This is a genomic window from Vreelandella massiliensis (assembly GCF_900155385.1).
Lineage (GTDB): Bacteria > Pseudomonadota > Gammaproteobacteria > Pseudomonadales > Halomonadaceae > Vreelandella > Vreelandella massiliensis.
Genome location: NZ_LT699744.1, coordinates 335,856 through 353,174, shown reverse-complemented (window position 1 = coordinate 353,174; position 17,319 = coordinate 335,856). Strand labels below are relative to the sequence as shown.

Sequence of the window (17,319 nt, the reverse complement as noted above, 5' to 3'; positions counted from 1 at the left end):
TAAGGCTCAAGTCAGTCGCCAAATGCCTCACCGTAGCTATCCGGCGCCAAGTCCTCAAAGCGCGTGTATTTACCGATAAACGCCATGTGAACCGTCCCAATTGGGCCGTTACGCTGCTTGCCGATAATCAGCTCCGCCAGCCCCTGGTTATCCGGGTTGTCTGGGTTGTACACCTCATCGCGATACACAAAGGCGATAACATCTGCATCCTGTTCAATCGCGCCGGAGTTATGACTGACAATGCCATCGGCTAACCAACACGCATTACCGGGCACGGTGAGGTCAAAGACCTCCTCCTCACCACAGGCCCGAATATCCACCACTCGATCCCAAAACATATCACTACTGGCAAGCTGTTTTAGCGTGTCGTTTTGCAGAAGATTGGCATAACTTTCAAGCGTCTCCCGGGAGGGATCAAAATTAAAGTGCGCAGTACCTCCGTAAGAGGTTCCTCGTAAAGAAGCCATCTTGCGCTGGCTAATACCTTGAGCCTGCATCTGATTTTTCACATAACTAAAGACGTCTCGCGGCAGCGTATCCAGATTCGTATTGCTCTTCAGCTCTTCTTTCAAAAGCCGTTCCACAATGGGTGCCTGATGCCCAAATGCGCCTACAAAAGACATGTAGCGACGCTGCTGCTCTGCACCTGATACATCAAGGGTAAACCAACCTTGTCCATTACCCGAGATCACATTCCGGATACGCCCGACGATACCAAATCTCAGTAAGAGTGCTGCGATATCATCGATCAACTTGCGGCTAACTGTGGTGAAGTAGAGGCGTACACGGTGGTTTTTATCTTGCGTGATGCTTCCGTCAGTCGCCCAGATATGCCGCAAAAATAGAGCAAGCTGATCATCAGAGAGCTGAAATACTTCATTAGGGATATGCTTTTCAGCCGAACGCTGCCCAAATATTCCCAGGTCTTTCAACCACCTGCCAACTCCAGCGGGATGCCAACGGTTTCCGTTCCCGGCAATGACCAATTGATGCCAATTGCCACGCCCGGCGTGCCGCGTCACCGTTGAGCCAAACGCTTCAGCTGCATCAGTCACGGCTTGGCTATTGGCTTCACATGCGGTCGTGTAACGCAGAGGCTGGTGCTTAATGTAGCTGCCATCACCGAGTAAATGGGCCAGTAATATAATGGCCTCCTCTCTCCAAACTTTGGGGGAAGTAGGCTCACTGACCTTTCGTGCAACAGCAAGGCGATCGCCTACCTTAAGCTCATTAATCCGCTTCCAATCAAACAGCCCCTTTAAACGGTGCTCAGCGGTACAACGTATCTGTCGACCACTCGCCAGCTTGACTTCAAAAACCGGTTTTTTTCCAACAGACCAAACTAAATCACTATAAGCTGGCTGGATACTTCCCTGCTCATTAACAGACAAAACCGCCGGTGTTTTACCTACCAGCTCCGCAATGGGTACTCTTTGCCCATCTGCCAACATCACCCGCGTATCGCCTGTGACACACTCACGAAGATCCGACATCACCGGGCGTTTGTTGGGGCGCTGCTCAAGGGAGCGGTTAAGCTGCGACAGTGCCACCACCGGGCAGTTAAACTCTTTGGCTAACCCTTTCAGTGAGCGAGAAATTTCGGAAATTTCACCGGTGCGATTTTCCGAAAAACCGGGGATCTGCATCAGCTGCAGATAGTCGATCATGATCAACGCCATGTTGCCGTGCTCGCGCACCACCCGGCGAATCCGCGAGCGCATTTCGTTGGGCGAAAGGGCCGCGGTATCATCGATAAAGAGCTGTTTATCCTTGAGCAGATTAACCGCAGACGTTAGACGCGGCCAATCCTCGTCTTCTAACTGACCGGTACGCACACGCGTTTGATCAATCCGTCCCAGCGAAGAGAGCATCCGCAACATCAACGATTCCGCCGGCATCTCCATGGAGAACACCATGACCGGCTTATCGCTGGAAATCACGGCATGTTCGACGATATTCATGGCGAACGTCGTGTTGTGAACACAAATATCTTCGGCGATGAAGTTATGCGTCTCATCCACCGTTAAATCAAAGACTTGCTGCATGCCAAGCGGCTCAATGGAGACAACCTCATCCCAATAAATATCGGAAGCCGCTAAATTTTCGAGGTAAGCATCCCCCCCTAACAACCGGGCAAACTCAGCCGCTCGGTGACGTGATAAACAGCGCTCACTACGGCCTGATAAGTGCGGGTTATACCCTACCGGTAAGGGTGCCTGCGTTTGCTCGAACAGCTCGCGCCAAGAACGCTCGCCTTTTTTAGCCAGCACATAACGATTAACCGATGGAGGCAAGCTATCGCGGTTGCTATGTATGCGCTTAGTGTCAATACAGGCGCTAAGCGCTTCTAATGCCCCCTCTTTGCTGAAGATCTCCACTTCCCGGATAAAACGTTTTTGACTAGTCTGATCAAGGATTTCAAGCTCCCAAGGAGATTGGCACAGATTGGCATCGCGGCTCTTTTTCTCACGAATTTTGCTCAAAATACCAAAGCGCAGTAGCAGATGTTGCACATCGCGGATCAACTCACGGCTTGACGATGCGTAGCTGATGCGCCCTTGGCCGTTTGCTTGGACAAAGGCGCTGCCATCACAGGCAAAGAGTCGGTTGAGAAATAGTGCCAACTGCTGTTTGGGCAAACGAAATATGCACTCCGGCATCCGCTTATCTAATGCCTTTTTTGCCCATACACCATGCACTTCAAGGAAGTGCCTCACGGGGTTAGGGGCATTTTTGGCCATGGCGGTATAGTCAGACGCAGAGTCGTCAACCGTTAAAGGTATATTCAGCGTCTCGCAAAGACGCATAAACGTTGGCTCAATGGGAACGGCCTTACCACTGCACCAGGCACTCACCGCCGCTTTACTCACATTTAGCAACGCAGCTAGCGCCTCCCCTGTCATGCTCTGCGCCTGGAGCTTCTCACGTAAGGTTTGTGAAAACTGCGCTCGCAATGGCTTTAAGCGTGCCGCATCGCGGCTCACCCGCAAAGTAGGTGTTCGATCAACGCTTTTTTGGGTATTTTCTACCAAACGGCACGTTACCCCAGGAAAATGGCTCACCGCTTGCGCAAAGTCAGCACGTAGCTCGGCGCTGGCGTTGGTGAACATGGGGCAGGTTTGCGTTGTGCCGCCGTCGGCCAGCATATAGGCCAAGATTTTTACTTGGTGCTCAGGCATTGCCTCGTGGCCAAATACCGGTATTTCGCGGGGTACCGCGATGCGCTCGCCAACGGCTATTTTTTGCAGCGGCTGCCAACCATCGCCGGTTAAAAACGGGTGCGTTAGCGTTGTCGCCACTTCTCTGCCTGTCGCGGTACGCACACGGAAAACCGGCTTTTCACCATCATCGACAAACGCCGATGCATGTGAGCGTCTCAGCTTAAAATCATCAGTTAACGTCAGCAGCGGCGCTTGTTGACGAGCCACTAGCTCATCAATGGTGACCAGCGCACCACTTTCCGGGTCGACCAGCCGCGAGCCACTCATCAAGCATTTCCCCATCGAGGGCCGTCCGGCAATGATGACCATATCGGAGGGCTGCAACCCGGAGGTCATTTCGTCCAAGTCGCGGAAGCCGGAGGAGAGGCCGGTCATCTCGCCTTTGAGATTGAAAAGCTCATCAATACGGTCAACTGCTTTGGTCAGAAGGTCACTCATGCCGATAGGACCGCCGGTTTTGGGTCGCTCCTCGGCAATTTGAAACACGAGCCGCTCGGCTTCGTTTAACAGCTCATCGGCGGGGCGCCCTTGCGGTGCAAAAGCCCCTTCGGCGATTTGGTTCGCTGCCCGAATCAGCTTACGCAGTGTCGCACGCTCGCGGACAATATCGGCGTATGCACGAATATTGCTTGCAGAGGGGGTATTGCGCGCCAGCTCGGCAAGAAAGGCCAACCCTCCGACGGTATCCAGCTGATCGCGCCCTTCGAGGGCTTCGGACAGTGTGACCACGTCAAGCGGCTGCCCTGCTTCGGCAAGATGGCTCATCACGTTGAAGACCAAGCGGTGTTCGTAGCGATAAAAGTCATCGGCGACGAGGCGATCCGAAATGTTGTCCCACGCCTGATTATCAAGCATTAACCCGCCCAGTACCGATTGCTCGGCTTCCAGGGAGTGTGGAGGCAGTTTCAGCGCTGCCGTTTCTTGATCAGCGGGGTCTTGCATCACGATCTCCTTCGCTCAATCGCCATGGCCAAACAGAGGGAATATCCTAACGGGGGGAGCATGCTATCACTAGCGTGACGGGCTGTTTCCAAGGACAAATGTACCGTCAAAAAGGATAGGGTTTCTTTTTAAGACAAAAACAAAGGGCGCGGGAATTCCCGCGCCCTTTGAGGCGTCAGCGTTGGCGAGAGCGTTTACTCTGCGACAACGACCACGCGAACAACGGCATCCACTTCAGCGTGCAGGTGGAGGTCGATGTCATATTCGCCAGTCTGGCGAATCGGGCCTTGCGGCATACGCACTTCGCTCTTCGCCACTTCGATACCGGCGGAAGAGATAGCGTCCGCCAGGTCGCGCGGGCCGATTGAGCCAAACAGTTTGCCTTCTTCACCGGCTTTCGATACCAGCGAAAGCTCGATGTCGTTAAGCTGCTCAGCGCGCGCTTCGGCTTCTGCCTTACGCTCTGCAGCCTGGGCTTCAAGCTCAGCACGCTGGGCTTCGAAGGCGGCAATGTTATCCTTGGTGGCCGGAACGGCTAAGCCGTAAGGTACCAAGTAGTTACGACCGTAACCGGGCTTAACGGTGACTTTGTCACCCAGGCCGCCCAGCTTACCAATTTTATCGAGCAGAATGACTTCCATCTCGTAAACCTCTTGTCAATTGCTGCGGGCAAGGCGTGCGCGAACGTTCGCGAATGTATCAATTAACCCTAACAGCAGCACAATGAGAATCGTGGGCCACGTGGTGATGAGCAGTATATAAAAAGCCACCAGCCACAGCCCGTTCATCCCCTTTAATCCAATAACACCATGCACCAGCGCGATACCCGCGACCAGCAGTGGCACCCAGATAAGCATCGAAAAGGCGGGTAGTCCGAAGAGCACACTCACCACACCCACCACCGCAAGAACCGCTAGCTCTTTTGGCGCCAGCCGCAGCGCATGAAACTCCTCGCGAAAGCCGCCCGGGTTGTAGAGGCCCGCTTGCCAACTGCGCGCTAATACCAAGCAAACAGTAGCCGCAATCAGAACCACTAACCCCGTGACGCCACCCACCACAAGCTCGGCCAGGGTTTGCGTATCATAGCCTTGCTGGGACAGCTCACTGAGCACGCTATTGACCTCTTGCGAACTCTCGCGCAGCTGAGTCAGCATAGCCTCGGTGCTGCCTGGCGGGGTAAAAATACCTATCTGCACCATTACAGCGGCGGCGATAGCGCCGGCGATGAGCGCCTCGCTCCAGCGCATACGCTCGCGTAGCACCACCGCCATTAAGGTCACCAGCAGAACACTGGCCAGCGGTATCACATCGCCTTGCATCCACCACCATCCGGCGGGAAGCGCGGCAGCGATAATCACGGGTAGCGCAGGTGCAAACCCTTTACGTAACGTGACAAGCCCAGCAATCGCCGCCCCCAGCCAAAAAAGCCAAGGGATTAATGACGCAAGGGCCGCGCCGCCTACAGCGTAAGGCGTCGCCTGCATCAACCAACGGGCGAGTGCCAGCATCACATTAACAACTTACTGGTGGCTATCGGTATAGGGCAGCAGTGCTAGGTAGCGCGCGCGCTTAACGGCGCTTGCCAGCTGGCGCTGATAGCGTGCTTTGGTGCCGGTGATACGGCTCGGAACGATCTTGCCGGTTTCGGTGATGTAAGCCTTTAGCGTGTCCAGATCTTTGTAGTCGATCTGCTTGACGCCTTCAGCGGTGAAGCGGCAAAACTTACGGCGACGGAAAAAACGTGCCATGGATAAGCTCCTTTATACGTGCGGTGAGGGTGAATTAAGCGGTTTCTTCGCGCGGCTTCTCTTCGCGACGCGGACGCTTCTCTTCAGCCGGCTTCATCATCGGTGAGGCTTCGGTGATCGCTTCTTTGCAGCGCACAACCAAGCTGCGGATGATGGCGTCGTTGAAGCGGAAGATGTTCTCGATCTCTTCGAGCGTCTCGCCGGTGCACTCAACGTTCATCAGCACGTAGTGGGCTTTGTGGATCTTGTTGATCGGGTAAGCCAGGTGACGGCGGCCCCAATCTTCTAAGCGATGCACAGTGCCACCGTTTTCGGTCACGATGCTGGTGTAGCGCTCGACCATAGCCGGCACTTGCTCGCTCTGATCCGGATGGACCATAAACACGATTTCGTAATGACGCATGGAATCTCCTTGCGGTTTGGCAGCTTCCATTGAGACGTTAACCGTTGGCGGCACGCACACAAGGAAGCAAGGAGTTAACTGAAATGCAATTTGCACCACTCACTTAAGCGCCAACGCTTAAGCAGTCGTGCTAAGGCATCAAGCAGTGCTGGTCGTGAACCAGCCGGTATAACAGCCTGCGCCTGTTTACAAGGCAAACAGGCGCAAGCATTTTAGTGGGGCATGGGTTAACTTGCAAGCTGGCGTTGGCGCACCGCTTCAAACAGGCAAATGCCGGTGGCAACAGACACATTAAGACTGGAGACTTGGCCTGCCATCGGCAACTTAGCGAGATGATCACACGCTTCACGGGTTAAGCGCCGCATGCCCTTCCCTTCGGCCCCCATCACTAGGGCAACGGGGCCGGTGAAGTCGATCTCGTAGACGCTCGCGCTGGCCTCCCCCGCCGTGCCGGTGATCCACACCCCGGCGTCCTTGAGCTTGCCCAGCGTGCGCGCGAGGTTGGTGACCTGGTAAACCGGCACGGTCTCCGCCGCGCCGCACGCCACTTTACGCACCGTCGCGTTGAGCGGTGCGGCCTTATCCTTCGCCACGATCACGCCGTGCGCCCCAGCGGCATCGGCGCTGCGCAGGCAGGCGCCGAAGTTGTGTACGTCGGTGACGCCATCAAGCACCAGAAAGAGCGGCGGCGTCGCCGGCTGCCAAGCGCGTAGCTTCAACAGTAACGACTCCTCCCCCTCTGGCGTCAGCGGCGGACAAAAAGCCACGACGCCCTGATGCGCGGCCCCTTGGGTAAGCTGATCCAGCGCCTCGCGCGGCTGCTCTTTCACGCTGGCACCGGCGGACTCGGCACGCGCGACAATGGTGTGCAGGCGCTTGCCCGCGCCCTGCTGCACCCATAGCACCTTCGGCGACTCACCGCGCTCTAGCAGGCTTTCCAACGCATGGACGCCAAACACCTGCTCTAAGCCCTCAGGCGGGCGTGGCCCGCGACGCGAAGAAGATGCTTTCACCCTGACCTCCGCGGACCACGACGCGAACGGCCCGAATGACGCCCCTTCTTGGACTTATCCTCGGAGGCGCTTTTTTCACTTGCCGCCCGACGCTTACGTGGCTGACGGCGTGGGCGTGGTTTGTCGTCAGTGAGGCTGAAGTCGATTTTGCGCTCATCCATATCCACACGCGCCACCTGAACCGTGACCCCGTCACCCAAGCGATACGAGGTGCCGGTACGCTCGCCCTTAAGACGGTGCTTTTCCGCTTCGTAGTGGTAGTAATCGGACGGTAGCGATGTCACATGCACCAGCCCTTCGACAAAGAACTCATCGAGGCGCACGAAGAGGCCAAATTGCGTCACGGACGCCACCGTGCCTTCAAAGGTTTCGCCGAGCTTATCGGACATAAACTCGCACTTCAGCCAGCTCTCAACGTCGCGGGTCGCGTCATCCGCGCGGCGCTCGGTCATGGAGCAGTGCTCGCCGAGCTCGACCATTTGCTCAAAGGTATAAGGGCACCACTTACTCGGCGGCTCGACCGGCGCGCCCTCTACGCGCAATACGGTATTGGTTTGCCGTGGGCCACGCAGCACCGAGCGAATCGCACGGTGCACCAGCAGATCCGGGTAGCGGCGAATCGGCGAAGTAAAGTGCGCATAGGCCTGATACGCCAAGCCAAAGTGGCCCTCGTTTTGCGGTGAGTAGACCGCCTGGTTCATCGAGCGCAGCATCACCGTCTGAATGATGTCGGCATCGGGGCGGTCGGCGATGGTTTCGCGTAGCGTCTGGAAATCTTGCGGGGTGGGATCGTCGCCCCCCGGCAGGGTCAGTCCCAGCTCGTTCAAGAACAGGCGCAGTTTATCCAGTCGCTCGGGGGTTGGCTTTTCGTGGATGCGGTAGAGCGCCGGTAGGTCGTGCTTATCCAAAAAGCGTGCCGTTGCTACGTTGGCCGCGAGCATGCACTCTTCGATGATCTTGTGTGCCTCGTTGCGGCTGCGCGGCACGATTTTCTCGATCTTGCGCTCTTCGTTAAAGATGATCGCCGTTTCGGTGGTGTCAAAATCGATCGCCCCCCGCGCTTCCCGCGCCTCGCGCAGTAACGTATAGAGCTCGTGAAGATTATGCAGCGGCGTCACGAGGTCGCGATACTCCTCGCGCAGTGTGGCGCCCTCGTCACTCTCTTGATCCAAGATGGCCGCGACCTTGTTGTACGTCAGGCGCGCATGCGAGTTCATCACCGCTTCATAGAAGCGGTAACGGCTAATCGCCCCGGTCTTGGAGATATTCATCTCGCAGACCATCACCAGACGGTCGACTTGCGGGTTAAGCGAACACAGCCCGTTGGAGAGCAACTCCGGCAGCATGGGAACCACTTGGCCGGGGAAATAGACCGAGTTGCCGCGCGTGCGCCCCTCGTCATCCAGCGGCGCACCCGGACGCACGTAATGGGAGACATCGGCAATCGCCACCAGTAGCTTCCAGCTACCGGATTTGGTTTTCCAGGCGCAGACAGCGTCGTCAAAGTCTTTGGCGGATTCGTCATCGATGGTGACCAGGGGCACATCGCGCAGGTCAACGCGATTCTGCTTGTCATGCTCGGCCACTTCCGCGGAGATCGTGGCGATTTGATCCATCACCTCCGGCGGAAACTCGGCGGGGATGTCGTAGCTGCGGATGGCAATGTCAATTTCCATGCCGGGGTCCATGCGTTCACCCAGCACTTCCACGACCTCGCCCACCGGCTGAACGCGCGTCTCCGGCTGCTGCGTAATGGTCGCGGAAATCACCTGGCCATCTTTTGCCCCGCCATTAGCACTGTGCGGAATGATGACTTCTTGGGTAATGCGCGGATTCTCCGGAATCAAAACGCCAAATTCGGGGGTGTTACTGCGGTAAACGCCGACCATGGTTTGCGTATTGCGCGCCAGCACCTCGACAATCGTGGCCTCATCGCGACCCCGGCGATCGCGGCCGCTGACCCTCACCAGCACATGGTCGCCGTGAAAGACGCGCCGCATCTGCCGCGGGGGTAAAACAAGATCGGGCTTTTTGCCATCATCGCGCAGCACAAAGCCAAAGCCATCGCGATGGCCCAGCACTTTCCCTTTGATCAAGTCGAGCTTATCAATCAGGGCGTAGGCACCGCGACGATCGCGCAATACCTGGCCATCGCGCTCCATAGCGGCAAGACGACGGCGCACCGCTTCTTGCAGGTCTTCATCGTCAAGACCGAGCATGCGACTCATGTTTTCATGTGTCATCGGTTTGCCGTAAGCTTCTAGGGCTTCTAGCAAATATTCCCGGCTGGGTGCGGGATTATCGTATTTATGCGCTTCACGGCTGGCGTGCGGATCATCACTTAACGACCAGTGCTTCATAGAGTCAACATCCTTGATGGCGTTATGGACAGACAGTGAGACATCGCGGGTGCCGTACACCGCGAGCGAGTGGGTTCAGCGCGATAGGCGCCAAAAAATGCGTGGTTTTGTTTGGTCATGCCCGCAGTATAGCGCCGCCAGGTCAATCACCCAACCGTCTAAGGCGCGAAAACCCTCGTCAATTCTTTGAATTAGGGCGCATAACGCATCGCTTGGCGATGCACATTCCGCCTCGCAAAAGGCCGCAAAAAGTCTTGCATTTCATCGCCGCCCCGGTATCATACGCGCCACTTGCCCAGATGGCGGAATTGGTAGACGCGCTAGCTTCAGGTGCTAGTGTCCTTTCGGACGTGGAGGTTCAAGTCCTCTTCTGGGCACCAATGATTGGCAATACCGCAGAGTATTCAGCCGCATGTTTCATTGGTGCAGGCAAGGCATTCAGGCAAGAGTTGTGTTCGCCCAGGTGGCGGAATTGGTAGACGCGCTAGCTTCAGGTGCTAGTGACCGTATGGTCGTGGAGGTTCAAGTCCTCTCCTGGGCACCACGCGAACACAAACAGCCGTACAAAAGACGAAAGGCCCAGGTGGCGGAATTGGTAGACGCGCTAGCTTCAGGTGCTAGTGACCGCATGGTCGTGGAGGTTCAAGTCCTCTCCTGGGCACCAAGTCGTTCGTAACACGCCCTCCTATCTTTCGTTTGTCTTTTCCCCATCCCCTATATAACGAATTCCACCGCTATTGAGCTTCTCAGCGCCCGCCTAAAGACGAGCACTTCTCTCTCCCTTTTTATTGATATCTTCCCGGCCGATTCGCCACTTGCTCGATCGCCCATCCCTGCGTTTGAACCGCTCCCTCTAGCGCTGATTCAAGCGGTGCGGAAAGCTCATGGAAGAAATCCAGCCCGGTGCGAGCTTCCACCTCGTCGATGGAGACCAAGTAGTCGTCTAACGGCTCATTGCCGCTCACGTTTTGCGGCATGATAAAGGCCAGTGCCCGCGGTGACTCGGGGTGCGGTGAGACAATAATCTTGTAGAACGCCTCGGGCACTTCGACAACCCCCACACGATTAAAGACGTTATCCATGAAGTTTTCGGGATAAATCGGCCCCGTTACCACCTGCAGACGCTCATAACGCGGCGCGAAATGGTCCATCACCGCCTCTTCCAGGCGCTGCCAAAGCTGCCGATTCAGGTTGGGCTTTTGCGGTAACATGTTGCTCATGAGAAACGTATCGATTTGAGCATCACGACCATGCACAGCGGCAATGGCGTAGTTGGGCGCTAGATGACCGCGGTCGTACCCACTGCCTGAATAGCTATCGGTACCAATCGGCCAAAGCGTGCGCCAATCGGCCTCGAAGCCGGGGCGAGAGCCAATGCGGGTATCCTCCACCGCTTCTACTTGGTAGCTGACCCATAGCGCTCCCGCACGCACATCCGACCAGCCGACTAAATAGCCGTCGTTACGCAATACACGGTGTAGCGACGTGAGGGTGACCTCCTCCCAACTCGGCACGCCCATCCAGGTATAATCATCCCGATGTTGGCGCTCCTGATACTGCCAAAGCACGGTGGCCAACAGCACGAACAACAACGAAATGGCGAAGCGGCGCGCTTGGCGGCGCCAGCGCGAAAACGAAATCCCCAAACGGTGACACTCCTAAACTGACCATACCTCTATCGTTGACCCTATCTACGGCTAGCGGTTACGCCGCTGACGTAGCGACTCAAGTCACTATCGCTTTTCCTAACCGAGCGGCATCACCAGCCGAGGGAAAACATCTTTTCCAAGTCGTGACGGGAGTGAACCTGCATCGCGTTTAGCGTTTCGGTATCGCTGATGCCCTCGACGGCATTCAAGCGCTCGGTGACGAGATCCGCGAGGCTTTCAAAATCGCGCGTGCGCGCAATGGCGACCAAATCGTAGCGGCCACAGGTCGAATAGACTTCACTAATGCCTTCAACGTCGGCTAGGCGCTCCGCCACGGCTTTTACCTGCCCCTTCTCGGTGTTGATTAAAATCACAGCGTTTTGCATTTCACGGCCTCGCTTGTCTACGGAAACATAACCCAGAAAGTACCAGGCCAGCAGTATAACAGCGCCCCGCTAAGCCGCGTAGCCTGCACAAGCCTGGCCTACTGAGTGAACCCGCGTGGCGAATTGTCGCTATCGCGCTAAGGTTATTAGCACTTCGCAATACCTTCCGCTACTATAGGATGAACTCCGCTAAGCAGGTCCTGTCGGAGCTTTGAAGAGGTGGAAAACCACCCGATCACCGTGACCAAACGTCAGACCGTGACGATTAAGGAGACATCATGGCTAATCAAAGTCGTCGTGACTTTATGCGTAACAGCGTGCTCGGCCTTGCCGCCTTGCCGCTAGGTGTCGGCATCCTGTCAAAGACAGCCTTTGCTCAAGACCTGCCGCCCTTGGACCCTTCGGCTGCCAACGCTAAAGCGCTAAACTATGTCGAAGAAGCGAGCGAAGCCAGCGATCACCCGGCTTACGAAGAAGGCGAGCGCTGCGACAACTGCATGTTCTACACGGCTGAAAACCAAGGTTGTCAGCTCTTCCCGCAGAACAGCGTTGCGCCAGGCGGCTGGTGCCAGTCTTGGGTTGCAGCAGGCTAAACGTCGCGTTATAAACTGACGCTAAGACGCAACGAAGCCCGCTAATGCGGGCTTCGTTGCGTTTAGGCGAAGCATCATGCGCCCACTTTATCCCGATTCGTCTTCCACCGGCCAGTGGTAGCGGCGCATCACGCGCCCCTCTTGAAGCGACACGAGCTGCACCGGAAACCCCCACAACTGGTGCAAGTAGCGCACCACCGGGTAAACGCTACGCGAAAGCGGCCGGCGACTGTCTTGAACATGGTGCAGGGTGAGCGAGCGGTCGCCGCGGATCGCGGCTTCGACCACCTGGATATTAGGCTCACGCACCGATAGCGCGTACTGGGTCGCTAATGCCTCGCGCACCCGGCGATAACCGCGCTCGTTATGAATGGCCGCCACATTCAGCATCTCCTCTTGGTCATTATCCACCACCATGAAAAGCTTGAGGTCGCGCATCACCTTGGGCGATAAGAACTGCAGAATAAACGACTCATCCTTGAAGTTGCGCATGGCGAATTCCAGCGTCTCCCGCCACGGACTGCCCGCCATGTCTGGAAACCACTCGTGATCCTCCTGCGTGGGCGCTTCGCAGATACGCTTGATATCCATAAAAATCGCAAACCCCAGCGCATAGGGATTGATGCCGCTGTAGTAGGGGCTGTCAAAATCGGGCTGGTTGATCACCGCCGCATGGGACTGCAAAAACTCCAGCATTAAGCCTTCATCGACCTGGCCGTCGTCGTACAGCCGATTCATCAAGGTATAGTGCCAGAAGCACGCCCAGCCCTCGTTCATCACCTGCGTTTGCCGCTGAGGGTAGAAATACTGCGCTAATTTGCGCACGATGCGCACAATTTCACGCTGCCAGGGCGCGAGCAGCGGCGCGTTTTTTTCGATGAAGTAGAGCAAGTTCTCCTGTGGCTCCGGCGGGTAGACCGCGCCCGCATGCAGCCCGAGCGGGTCATCCTCCAGGGAAAGCGTCCCAGGCAGCGGCTCACTGCCTTCGGGAACGTCCGGAATCGTGCGCCACAAAAGGTTCACCTGGGTTTGCAAATACGCCTCGCGCTCTTCCTGGCGCTTGACCTCTTCTTCGGCGGAGATCGGGGAGGGACGCTTATAGCGGTCAACGCCATAGTTCTGCAACGCGTGACACGCATCCAGCAACTGCTCCACCGCCGCGACCCCGTGGCGCTCTTCACACTTGGCGATGTATTTGCGTGCAAAAACCAGGTAATCGACGATCGAATCGGCGTCCGTCCAGGTACGAAACAGGTAGTTGCCTTTGAAAAATGAGTTGTGACCGTAGCAGGCGTGCGCCATTACCAGCACCTGCATCATGAGCGTATTCTCTTCCATGAGATAGGCGATACAGGGGTTGGAATTGATCACCAACTCATAGGCCAACCCCATCTGGCCGCGCTTGTACGCCTGCTCCACGGCCAGAAACTGCTTACCGAAGGACCAGTGGTGATATCCCACCGGCATGCCCACGCTGGCGTAAGCATCCATCATCTGCTCGGTGGTGATGATCTCCATCTGATTAGGGTAGGTATCCAAGCGGTACTCGTCGGCGAGCCTGGCAAGCTCCGTATCAAATCGTGCCAGTACGTCGAAATTCCAGTCGGAGCCAGTCGCGATAGGCTGGCGTTTTTTCCCAGTGGCACTCATCAACACCTCCTCACCCGGCTTGGCTTAAACGGCGCTTGAACAGCTCGCGGAATACCGGGTAGATTTCGCCCGCCTCGACGATTTGGCGCATGGCAAAGCGCTCGGGAAACTGCTCCGCCACGCCCTCATACTCGTGCCATAGCGATTGATGGTCGTGAGGGGTAATTTCCACGTAGGCGTAATACTGCAGTTGCGGCATCAGCTCTTTGACCAGCAGCTCACGGCAGGTATCGGAATCGTCGTCCCAGTTATCGCCGTCGCTGGCCTGCGCCACGTACAAGTTCCACTGACTCGGCGGGTAGCGCTTATCGATGATCTTTTTCACCAGCGTTAACGCGCTCGATACGATGGTCCCCCCGGTTTCGCGGGAGTAGAAAAACTCCTCCTCGCCCACTTCTCGGGCCGTGGTGTGGTGGCGCACAAACACCAGTTCGACCTTTTCGTAGTGCTTCTCTAAAAACAGATAGAGCAGCAGAAAAAAGCGCTTGGCGATGTCCTTATGGTGTTGCGTCATTGAACCGGAAACGTCCATCACACAGAACATCACCGCTTTGCTGGAAGGTTGCGGCTGGGCCTGCAACTGATGGTAGCGCAGGTCGTAGGTATCGATGAACGGCACGGCTTCGATGCGCTTTTGCAGCCGCTCGATCTCCGCTTTCAGCTCGCTGATACGCGCAGGATTGCGTAACACCGGGTCTTTGCGTTCTTCCGCCGTAAGCGCCGCCTCAGCTTCTCTGAGGGCGCGCTTGATCGGCGCGCGCATGGCGATGCGGCGGGCGTAAGCCTCGCGCATCGAACGGCTAATACTGATGCGCGATGGCACACCGTCTCGCGCCAGCCCCGCCCGCACCATTTTGACTTCATCTAATGATTTCAACGGTTTACGCTGAAGGTGCGGCAACTCCAAACCATCGAACACAAACTCCAAAAACTCCTCCCGGCTTAGGGTAAAGGCGAACTCGTCCATCCCATCGCCCTGATTAGAGGCACCGCCCTCGCCTGCGCCACCGCCGCCCCCCTGGCCATCGGGGCGGCGAATTTTGTCACCCTCAACGAACTCCTTATTACCCGGTGCGACAATGCTTCTCTCCCCGCCCTGCCCGTGCTGAAAAACGGGCTCGGAGATATCCTTAGTCGGGATCGAGACTTTTTCGCCGCGCTCCATATCAGTGATGGAACGACGGTTGACCGCCTCCTCCACCGAGCGCTTGATATGCTTGCGGTAGCGTTCCAGAAAGCGCTGCCGGTTGACCGCGCTCTTGTGCTTGGCATTGGGCCGCCGATCGATAAAGTAGGTCATACGACCTCCTTGAACACGCTAGAAAGGGCGCTATTGCGACTTGCGCACGCGCAGATACCACTCGGAAAGCAGGCGCACCTGCTTTTCGGTATAGCCGCGCTCCTTCATGCGCTCGACAAAATCTTCATGCTTTTTCTGGTCGGACTTCGAGGCTTTGGCGTTGAACGAAATCACCGGCAGAAGCTCTTCGGTGTTGGCGAACATCTTGTGTTCGATCACCCCCTTGAGCTTTTCATACGACTGCCAGCTCGGGTTCATGCCGTTGTTTTGCGCCCGCGCCCGCAGCACAAAATTGACCACTTCGTGGCGGAAGTCCTTGGGGTTGGAAATACCCGCCGGCTTCTCGATCTTCTCCAGCTCCTCGTTGAGCGCCTGACGATCCAGAAGCTCGCCGGTTTCCGGGTCCCGGTACTCCTGATCCTGAATCCAGAAGTCAGCGTAGATCACGTAGCGATCAAAGATGTTCTGGCCATACTCGCTATACGACTCCAAATACGCGGTTTGAATCTCTTTACCGATAAAGTCGACGTAGCGCGGGGCCAGGAACTCCTTGATAAAGCCCAGGTAGCGCTCGAACACCTCGGAGGGTAGCTGCTCGCGCTCAAGCGCCTGCTCCAACACATACAAAAGATGGACGGGGTTGGCCGCGACCTCGGTGCTATCGAAGTTGAACACCTTAGAGAGAATCTTGAACGCAAAGCGGGTCGAGAGCCCCTCCATGCCTTCGTCGACGCCGGCCGCATCGCGATACTCCTGGATTGACTTTGCTCTCGGGTCGGTATCCTTCAGGTTCTCGCCGTCGTAGACCCGCATCTTGGAGTAGATGCTGGAGTTTTCCGGCACCTTCAAGCGCGACAGCACCGAGAACTGTGCCAGCATACGCAGCGTATCCGGCGCGCAAGGGGCATGGCTAAGCGAAGAGTCCTCTAGCAGTTTCTGATAGATCTTGATCTCTTCGGAGACGCGCAAACAGTACGGCACTTTAACGATGTAAACCCGGTCGAGAAACGCCTCGTTATTGCGGTTATTGCGAAAGGCCTGCCACTCGCTCTCGTTAGAGTGGGCGAGAATAACGCCGTCGAACGGAATCGCGCCCATGCCTTCGGTGGGGTTGTAATTGCCCTCCTGAGTCGCCGTGAGCAGCGGATGCAGGACCTTGATGGGCGCCTTGAACATCTCGACGAACTCCATCAACCCCTGGTTGGCGCGGCAAAGCCCGCCGGAGAAGCTGTAGGCATCCGGGTCGTCCTGGGAGTAAAGCTCTAGCTGGCGGATATCCACCTTGCCCACCAGCGAGGAGATATCTTGGTTATTCTCATCGCCCGGCTCGGTTTTGGAGATGGCGATTTGATTAAGCCGCGAAGGATAGAGGCGCACCACGCGAAACTGGGAAATATCGCCGCCGTACTCTTTCAAGCGTTTGGCCGCCCAGGGCGACATCACGCTCTTCAAGTAGCGCTGCGGAATACCGAACTCTTGCTCCAGAAGCTCGCCATCCTCCTCCGGCGAAAAGAGGCCCAAGGGGGATTCGTATACCGGCGAGCCTTTAATGGCATAAAAGGGAATCCGCTCCATGAGCAGCTTCAAGCGCTCGGCAAGCGATGATTTACCCCCACCCACTGGCCCCAACAGGTAAAGAATCTGTTTACGCTCCTCTAGCCCCTGCGCGGCGTGGCGGAAGTAAGAGACAATCTGCTCAATGGCCTCCTCCATGCCGTGAAACTCAGCAAAGGCCGGGTAGCGGCGGATCACCTTGTTGGAAAAAATCCGCGAAAGCCGGGGATCTTTGGCCGTATCAATCACCTCGGGCTCGCCAATCGCTTCCAACATTCGCTCCGCCGCGCTGGCGTACGCGGACGGGTCGCGCTTACACAGCGCTAGGTACTCCTCCAGGCTCATGTCTTCTTGCTGAACACGGGCGAAACGGTCTTGAACGTGATCAAAGATGCTCATGGAACTCTCCTATAGCCCAGACTCGGAAGTTACAAAACCAGCGGGCTGATTCGCTCCCAAGTGTCGCTTTATCAGCTTAGTCAGCATTAGCGAAACGTGAT

At 56.6% G+C, this 17,319-nt stretch carries 13 protein-coding genes and 3 tRNA genes; 4 read left to right on the top strand and 12 right to left on the bottom strand.

Annotated features, from left to right (window positions below; translation table 11 throughout):
* Positions 1-11: 11 nt before the first annotated feature.
* From dnaB to rnr, 7 genes are all read right to left on the bottom strand, one after another.
* Positions 12-4,163, bottom strand: a complete 4,152-nt coding sequence (gene dnaB, locus BQ9846_RS01640; protein ID WP_075878875.1) for a replicative DNA helicase — start codon at positions 4,161-4,163, stop codon at positions 12-14.
* 194 nt (positions 4,164-4,357) lie between these two features.
* Complete coding sequence (rplI, locus tag BQ9846_RS01635; RefSeq protein ID WP_075878874.1) at positions 4,358-4,804, bottom strand: 50S ribosomal protein L9; 447 nt, start codon at positions 4,802-4,804, stop codon at positions 4,358-4,360.
* Between the two features lie 15 nt (positions 4,805-4,819).
* Positions 4,820-5,671, bottom strand: a complete 852-nt coding sequence (locus tag BQ9846_RS01630; RefSeq protein WP_075878873.1) for a hypothetical protein — start codon at positions 5,669-5,671, stop codon at positions 4,820-4,822.
* 12 nt (positions 5,672-5,683) lie between these two features.
* Complete coding sequence (gene rpsR / locus BQ9846_RS01625; protein WP_075878872.1) at positions 5,684-5,911, bottom strand: 30S ribosomal protein S18; 228 nt, start codon at positions 5,909-5,911, stop codon at positions 5,684-5,686.
* Positions 5,912-5,945: 34 nt separating this feature from the next.
* Positions 5,946-6,314: a 30S ribosomal protein S6 gene (gene rpsF, locus BQ9846_RS01620; RefSeq protein ID WP_075878871.1), complete on the bottom strand. Its 369-nt coding sequence runs from the start codon at positions 6,312-6,314 to the stop codon at positions 5,946-5,948.
* A 227-nt stretch (positions 6,315-6,541) separates the two neighbouring features.
* Positions 6,542-7,327: a 23S rRNA (guanosine(2251)-2'-O)-methyltransferase RlmB gene (gene rlmB / locus BQ9846_RS01615; protein ID WP_075878870.1), complete on the bottom strand. Its 786-nt coding sequence runs from the start codon at positions 7,325-7,327 to the stop codon at positions 6,542-6,544.
* On the bottom strand, positions 7,324-9,687 hold the full coding sequence (rnr, locus tag BQ9846_RS01610) for a ribonuclease R (RefSeq protein ID WP_075878869.1): 2,364 nt from the start codon (positions 9,685-9,687) through the stop codon (positions 7,324-7,326). The genes rlmB and rnr overlap by 4 nt, the downstream gene beginning before the upstream one ends.
* A 293-nt stretch (positions 9,688-9,980) precedes the next feature.
* Between rnr and BQ9846_RS01605 the strand changes: the two genes are divergently transcribed.
* The 3 genes from BQ9846_RS01605 to BQ9846_RS01595 all read left to right on the top strand — a co-directional run bounded on the left by BQ9846_RS01605 (position 9,981) and on the right by BQ9846_RS01595 (position 10,351).
* A tRNA-Leu gene (locus BQ9846_RS01605) sits at positions 9,981-10,067 on the top strand.
* A 77-nt stretch (positions 10,068-10,144) separates the two neighbouring features.
* Positions 10,145-10,231: transfer RNA gene (locus BQ9846_RS01600), tRNA-Leu, on the top strand.
* A 33-nt stretch (positions 10,232-10,264) separates the two neighbouring features.
* Positions 10,265-10,351, top strand: a tRNA-Leu gene (locus BQ9846_RS01595).
* Between the two features lie 121 nt (positions 10,352-10,472).
* Here the strand turns inward: BQ9846_RS01595 and BQ9846_RS01590 are convergent.
* Both BQ9846_RS01590 and BQ9846_RS01585 read right to left on the bottom strand, forming a co-directional pair.
* Complete coding sequence (locus tag BQ9846_RS01590; protein ID WP_075878868.1) at positions 10,473-11,333, bottom strand: DNA/RNA non-specific endonuclease; 861 nt, start codon at positions 11,331-11,333, stop codon at positions 10,473-10,475.
* Positions 11,334-11,446: 113 nt separating this feature from the next.
* Positions 11,447-11,722 (bottom strand): Lrp/AsnC family transcriptional regulator, encoded by a 276-nt coding sequence (locus tag BQ9846_RS01585; protein WP_075878867.1) that lies wholly within the window; start codon positions 11,720-11,722, stop codon positions 11,447-11,449.
* A gap of 278 nt (positions 11,723-12,000) precedes the next feature.
* Here BQ9846_RS01585 and BQ9846_RS01580 point away from each other — a divergent pair, with 278 nt between their 5' ends.
* Positions 12,001-12,315 (top strand): high-potential iron-sulfur protein, encoded by a 315-nt coding sequence (locus tag BQ9846_RS01580; protein WP_075878866.1) that lies wholly within the window; start codon positions 12,001-12,003, stop codon positions 12,313-12,315.
* 87 nt (positions 12,316-12,402) lie between these two features.
* Here the strand turns inward: BQ9846_RS01580 and BQ9846_RS01575 are convergent, their stop codons facing one another.
* From BQ9846_RS01575 to BQ9846_RS01565, 3 genes are read right to left on the bottom strand one after another with little or no spacing between them, the layout of a single operon-like run.
* A complete protein-coding gene (locus BQ9846_RS01575) occupies positions 12,403-13,965 on the bottom strand; it encodes a SpoVR family protein (protein WP_075878865.1) in 1,563 nt (520 codons plus the stop codon).
* A gap of 10 nt (positions 13,966-13,975) precedes the next feature.
* Positions 13,976-15,265 carry a YeaH/YhbH family protein gene (locus tag BQ9846_RS01570; protein ID WP_075878864.1) on the bottom strand — a complete coding sequence of 430 codons (1,290 nt, stop codon included), beginning with the start codon at positions 15,263-15,265 and terminating at the stop codon, positions 13,976-13,978.
* 30 nt (positions 15,266-15,295) lie between these two features.
* A complete protein-coding gene (locus tag BQ9846_RS01565; RefSeq protein WP_075878863.1) occupies positions 15,296-17,218 on the bottom strand; it encodes a PrkA family serine protein kinase in 1,923 nt (640 codons plus the stop codon).
* Positions 17,219-17,319 lie beyond the last annotated feature (101 nt).

What these genes read in the sequence shown, in the direction of transcription:
- BQ9846_RS01565 (WP_075878863.1), bottom strand. Translation starts at nt 17,218, where the DNA reads ATGAGCATCTTTGATCACGTTCAAGACCGTTTCGCCCGTGTTCAGCAA.
- rpsR (WP_075878872.1), bottom strand. Translation starts at nt 5,911, where the DNA reads ATGGCACGTTTTTTCCGTCGCCGTAAGTTTTGCCGCTTCACCGCTGAA.
- BQ9846_RS01585 (WP_075878867.1), bottom strand. Translation starts at nt 11,722, where the DNA reads ATGCAAAACGCTGTGATTTTAATCAACACCGAGAAGGGGCAGGTAAAA.
- dnaB (WP_075878875.1), bottom strand. Translation starts at nt 4,163, where the DNA reads ATGCAAGACCCCGCTGATCAAGAAACGGCAGCGCTGAAACTGCCTCCA.
- BQ9846_RS01570 (WP_075878864.1), bottom strand. Translation starts at nt 15,265, where the DNA reads ATGACCTACTTTATCGATCGGCGGCCCAATGCCAAGCACAAGAGCGCG.
- BQ9846_RS01575 (WP_075878865.1), bottom strand. Translation starts at nt 13,965, where the DNA reads ATGAGTGCCACTGGGAAAAAACGCCAGCCTATCGCGACTGGCTCCGAC.
- rpsF (WP_075878871.1), bottom strand. Translation starts at nt 6,314, where the DNA reads ATGCGTCATTACGAAATCGTGTTTATGGTCCATCCGGATCAGAGCGAG.
- BQ9846_RS01580 (WP_075878866.1), top strand. Translation starts at nt 12,001, where the DNA reads ATGGCTAATCAAAGTCGTCGTGACTTTATGCGTAACAGCGTGCTCGGC.
- rnr (WP_075878869.1), bottom strand. Translation starts at nt 9,687, where the DNA reads ATGAAGCACTGGTCGTTAAGTGATGATCCGCACGCCAGCCGTGAAGCG.
- BQ9846_RS01630 (WP_075878873.1), bottom strand. Translation starts at nt 5,671, where the DNA reads ATGCTGGCACTCGCCCGTTGGTTGATGCAGGCGACGCCTTACGCTGTA.
- rplI (WP_075878874.1), bottom strand. Translation starts at nt 4,804, where the DNA reads ATGGAAGTCATTCTGCTCGATAAAATTGGTAAGCTGGGCGGCCTGGGT.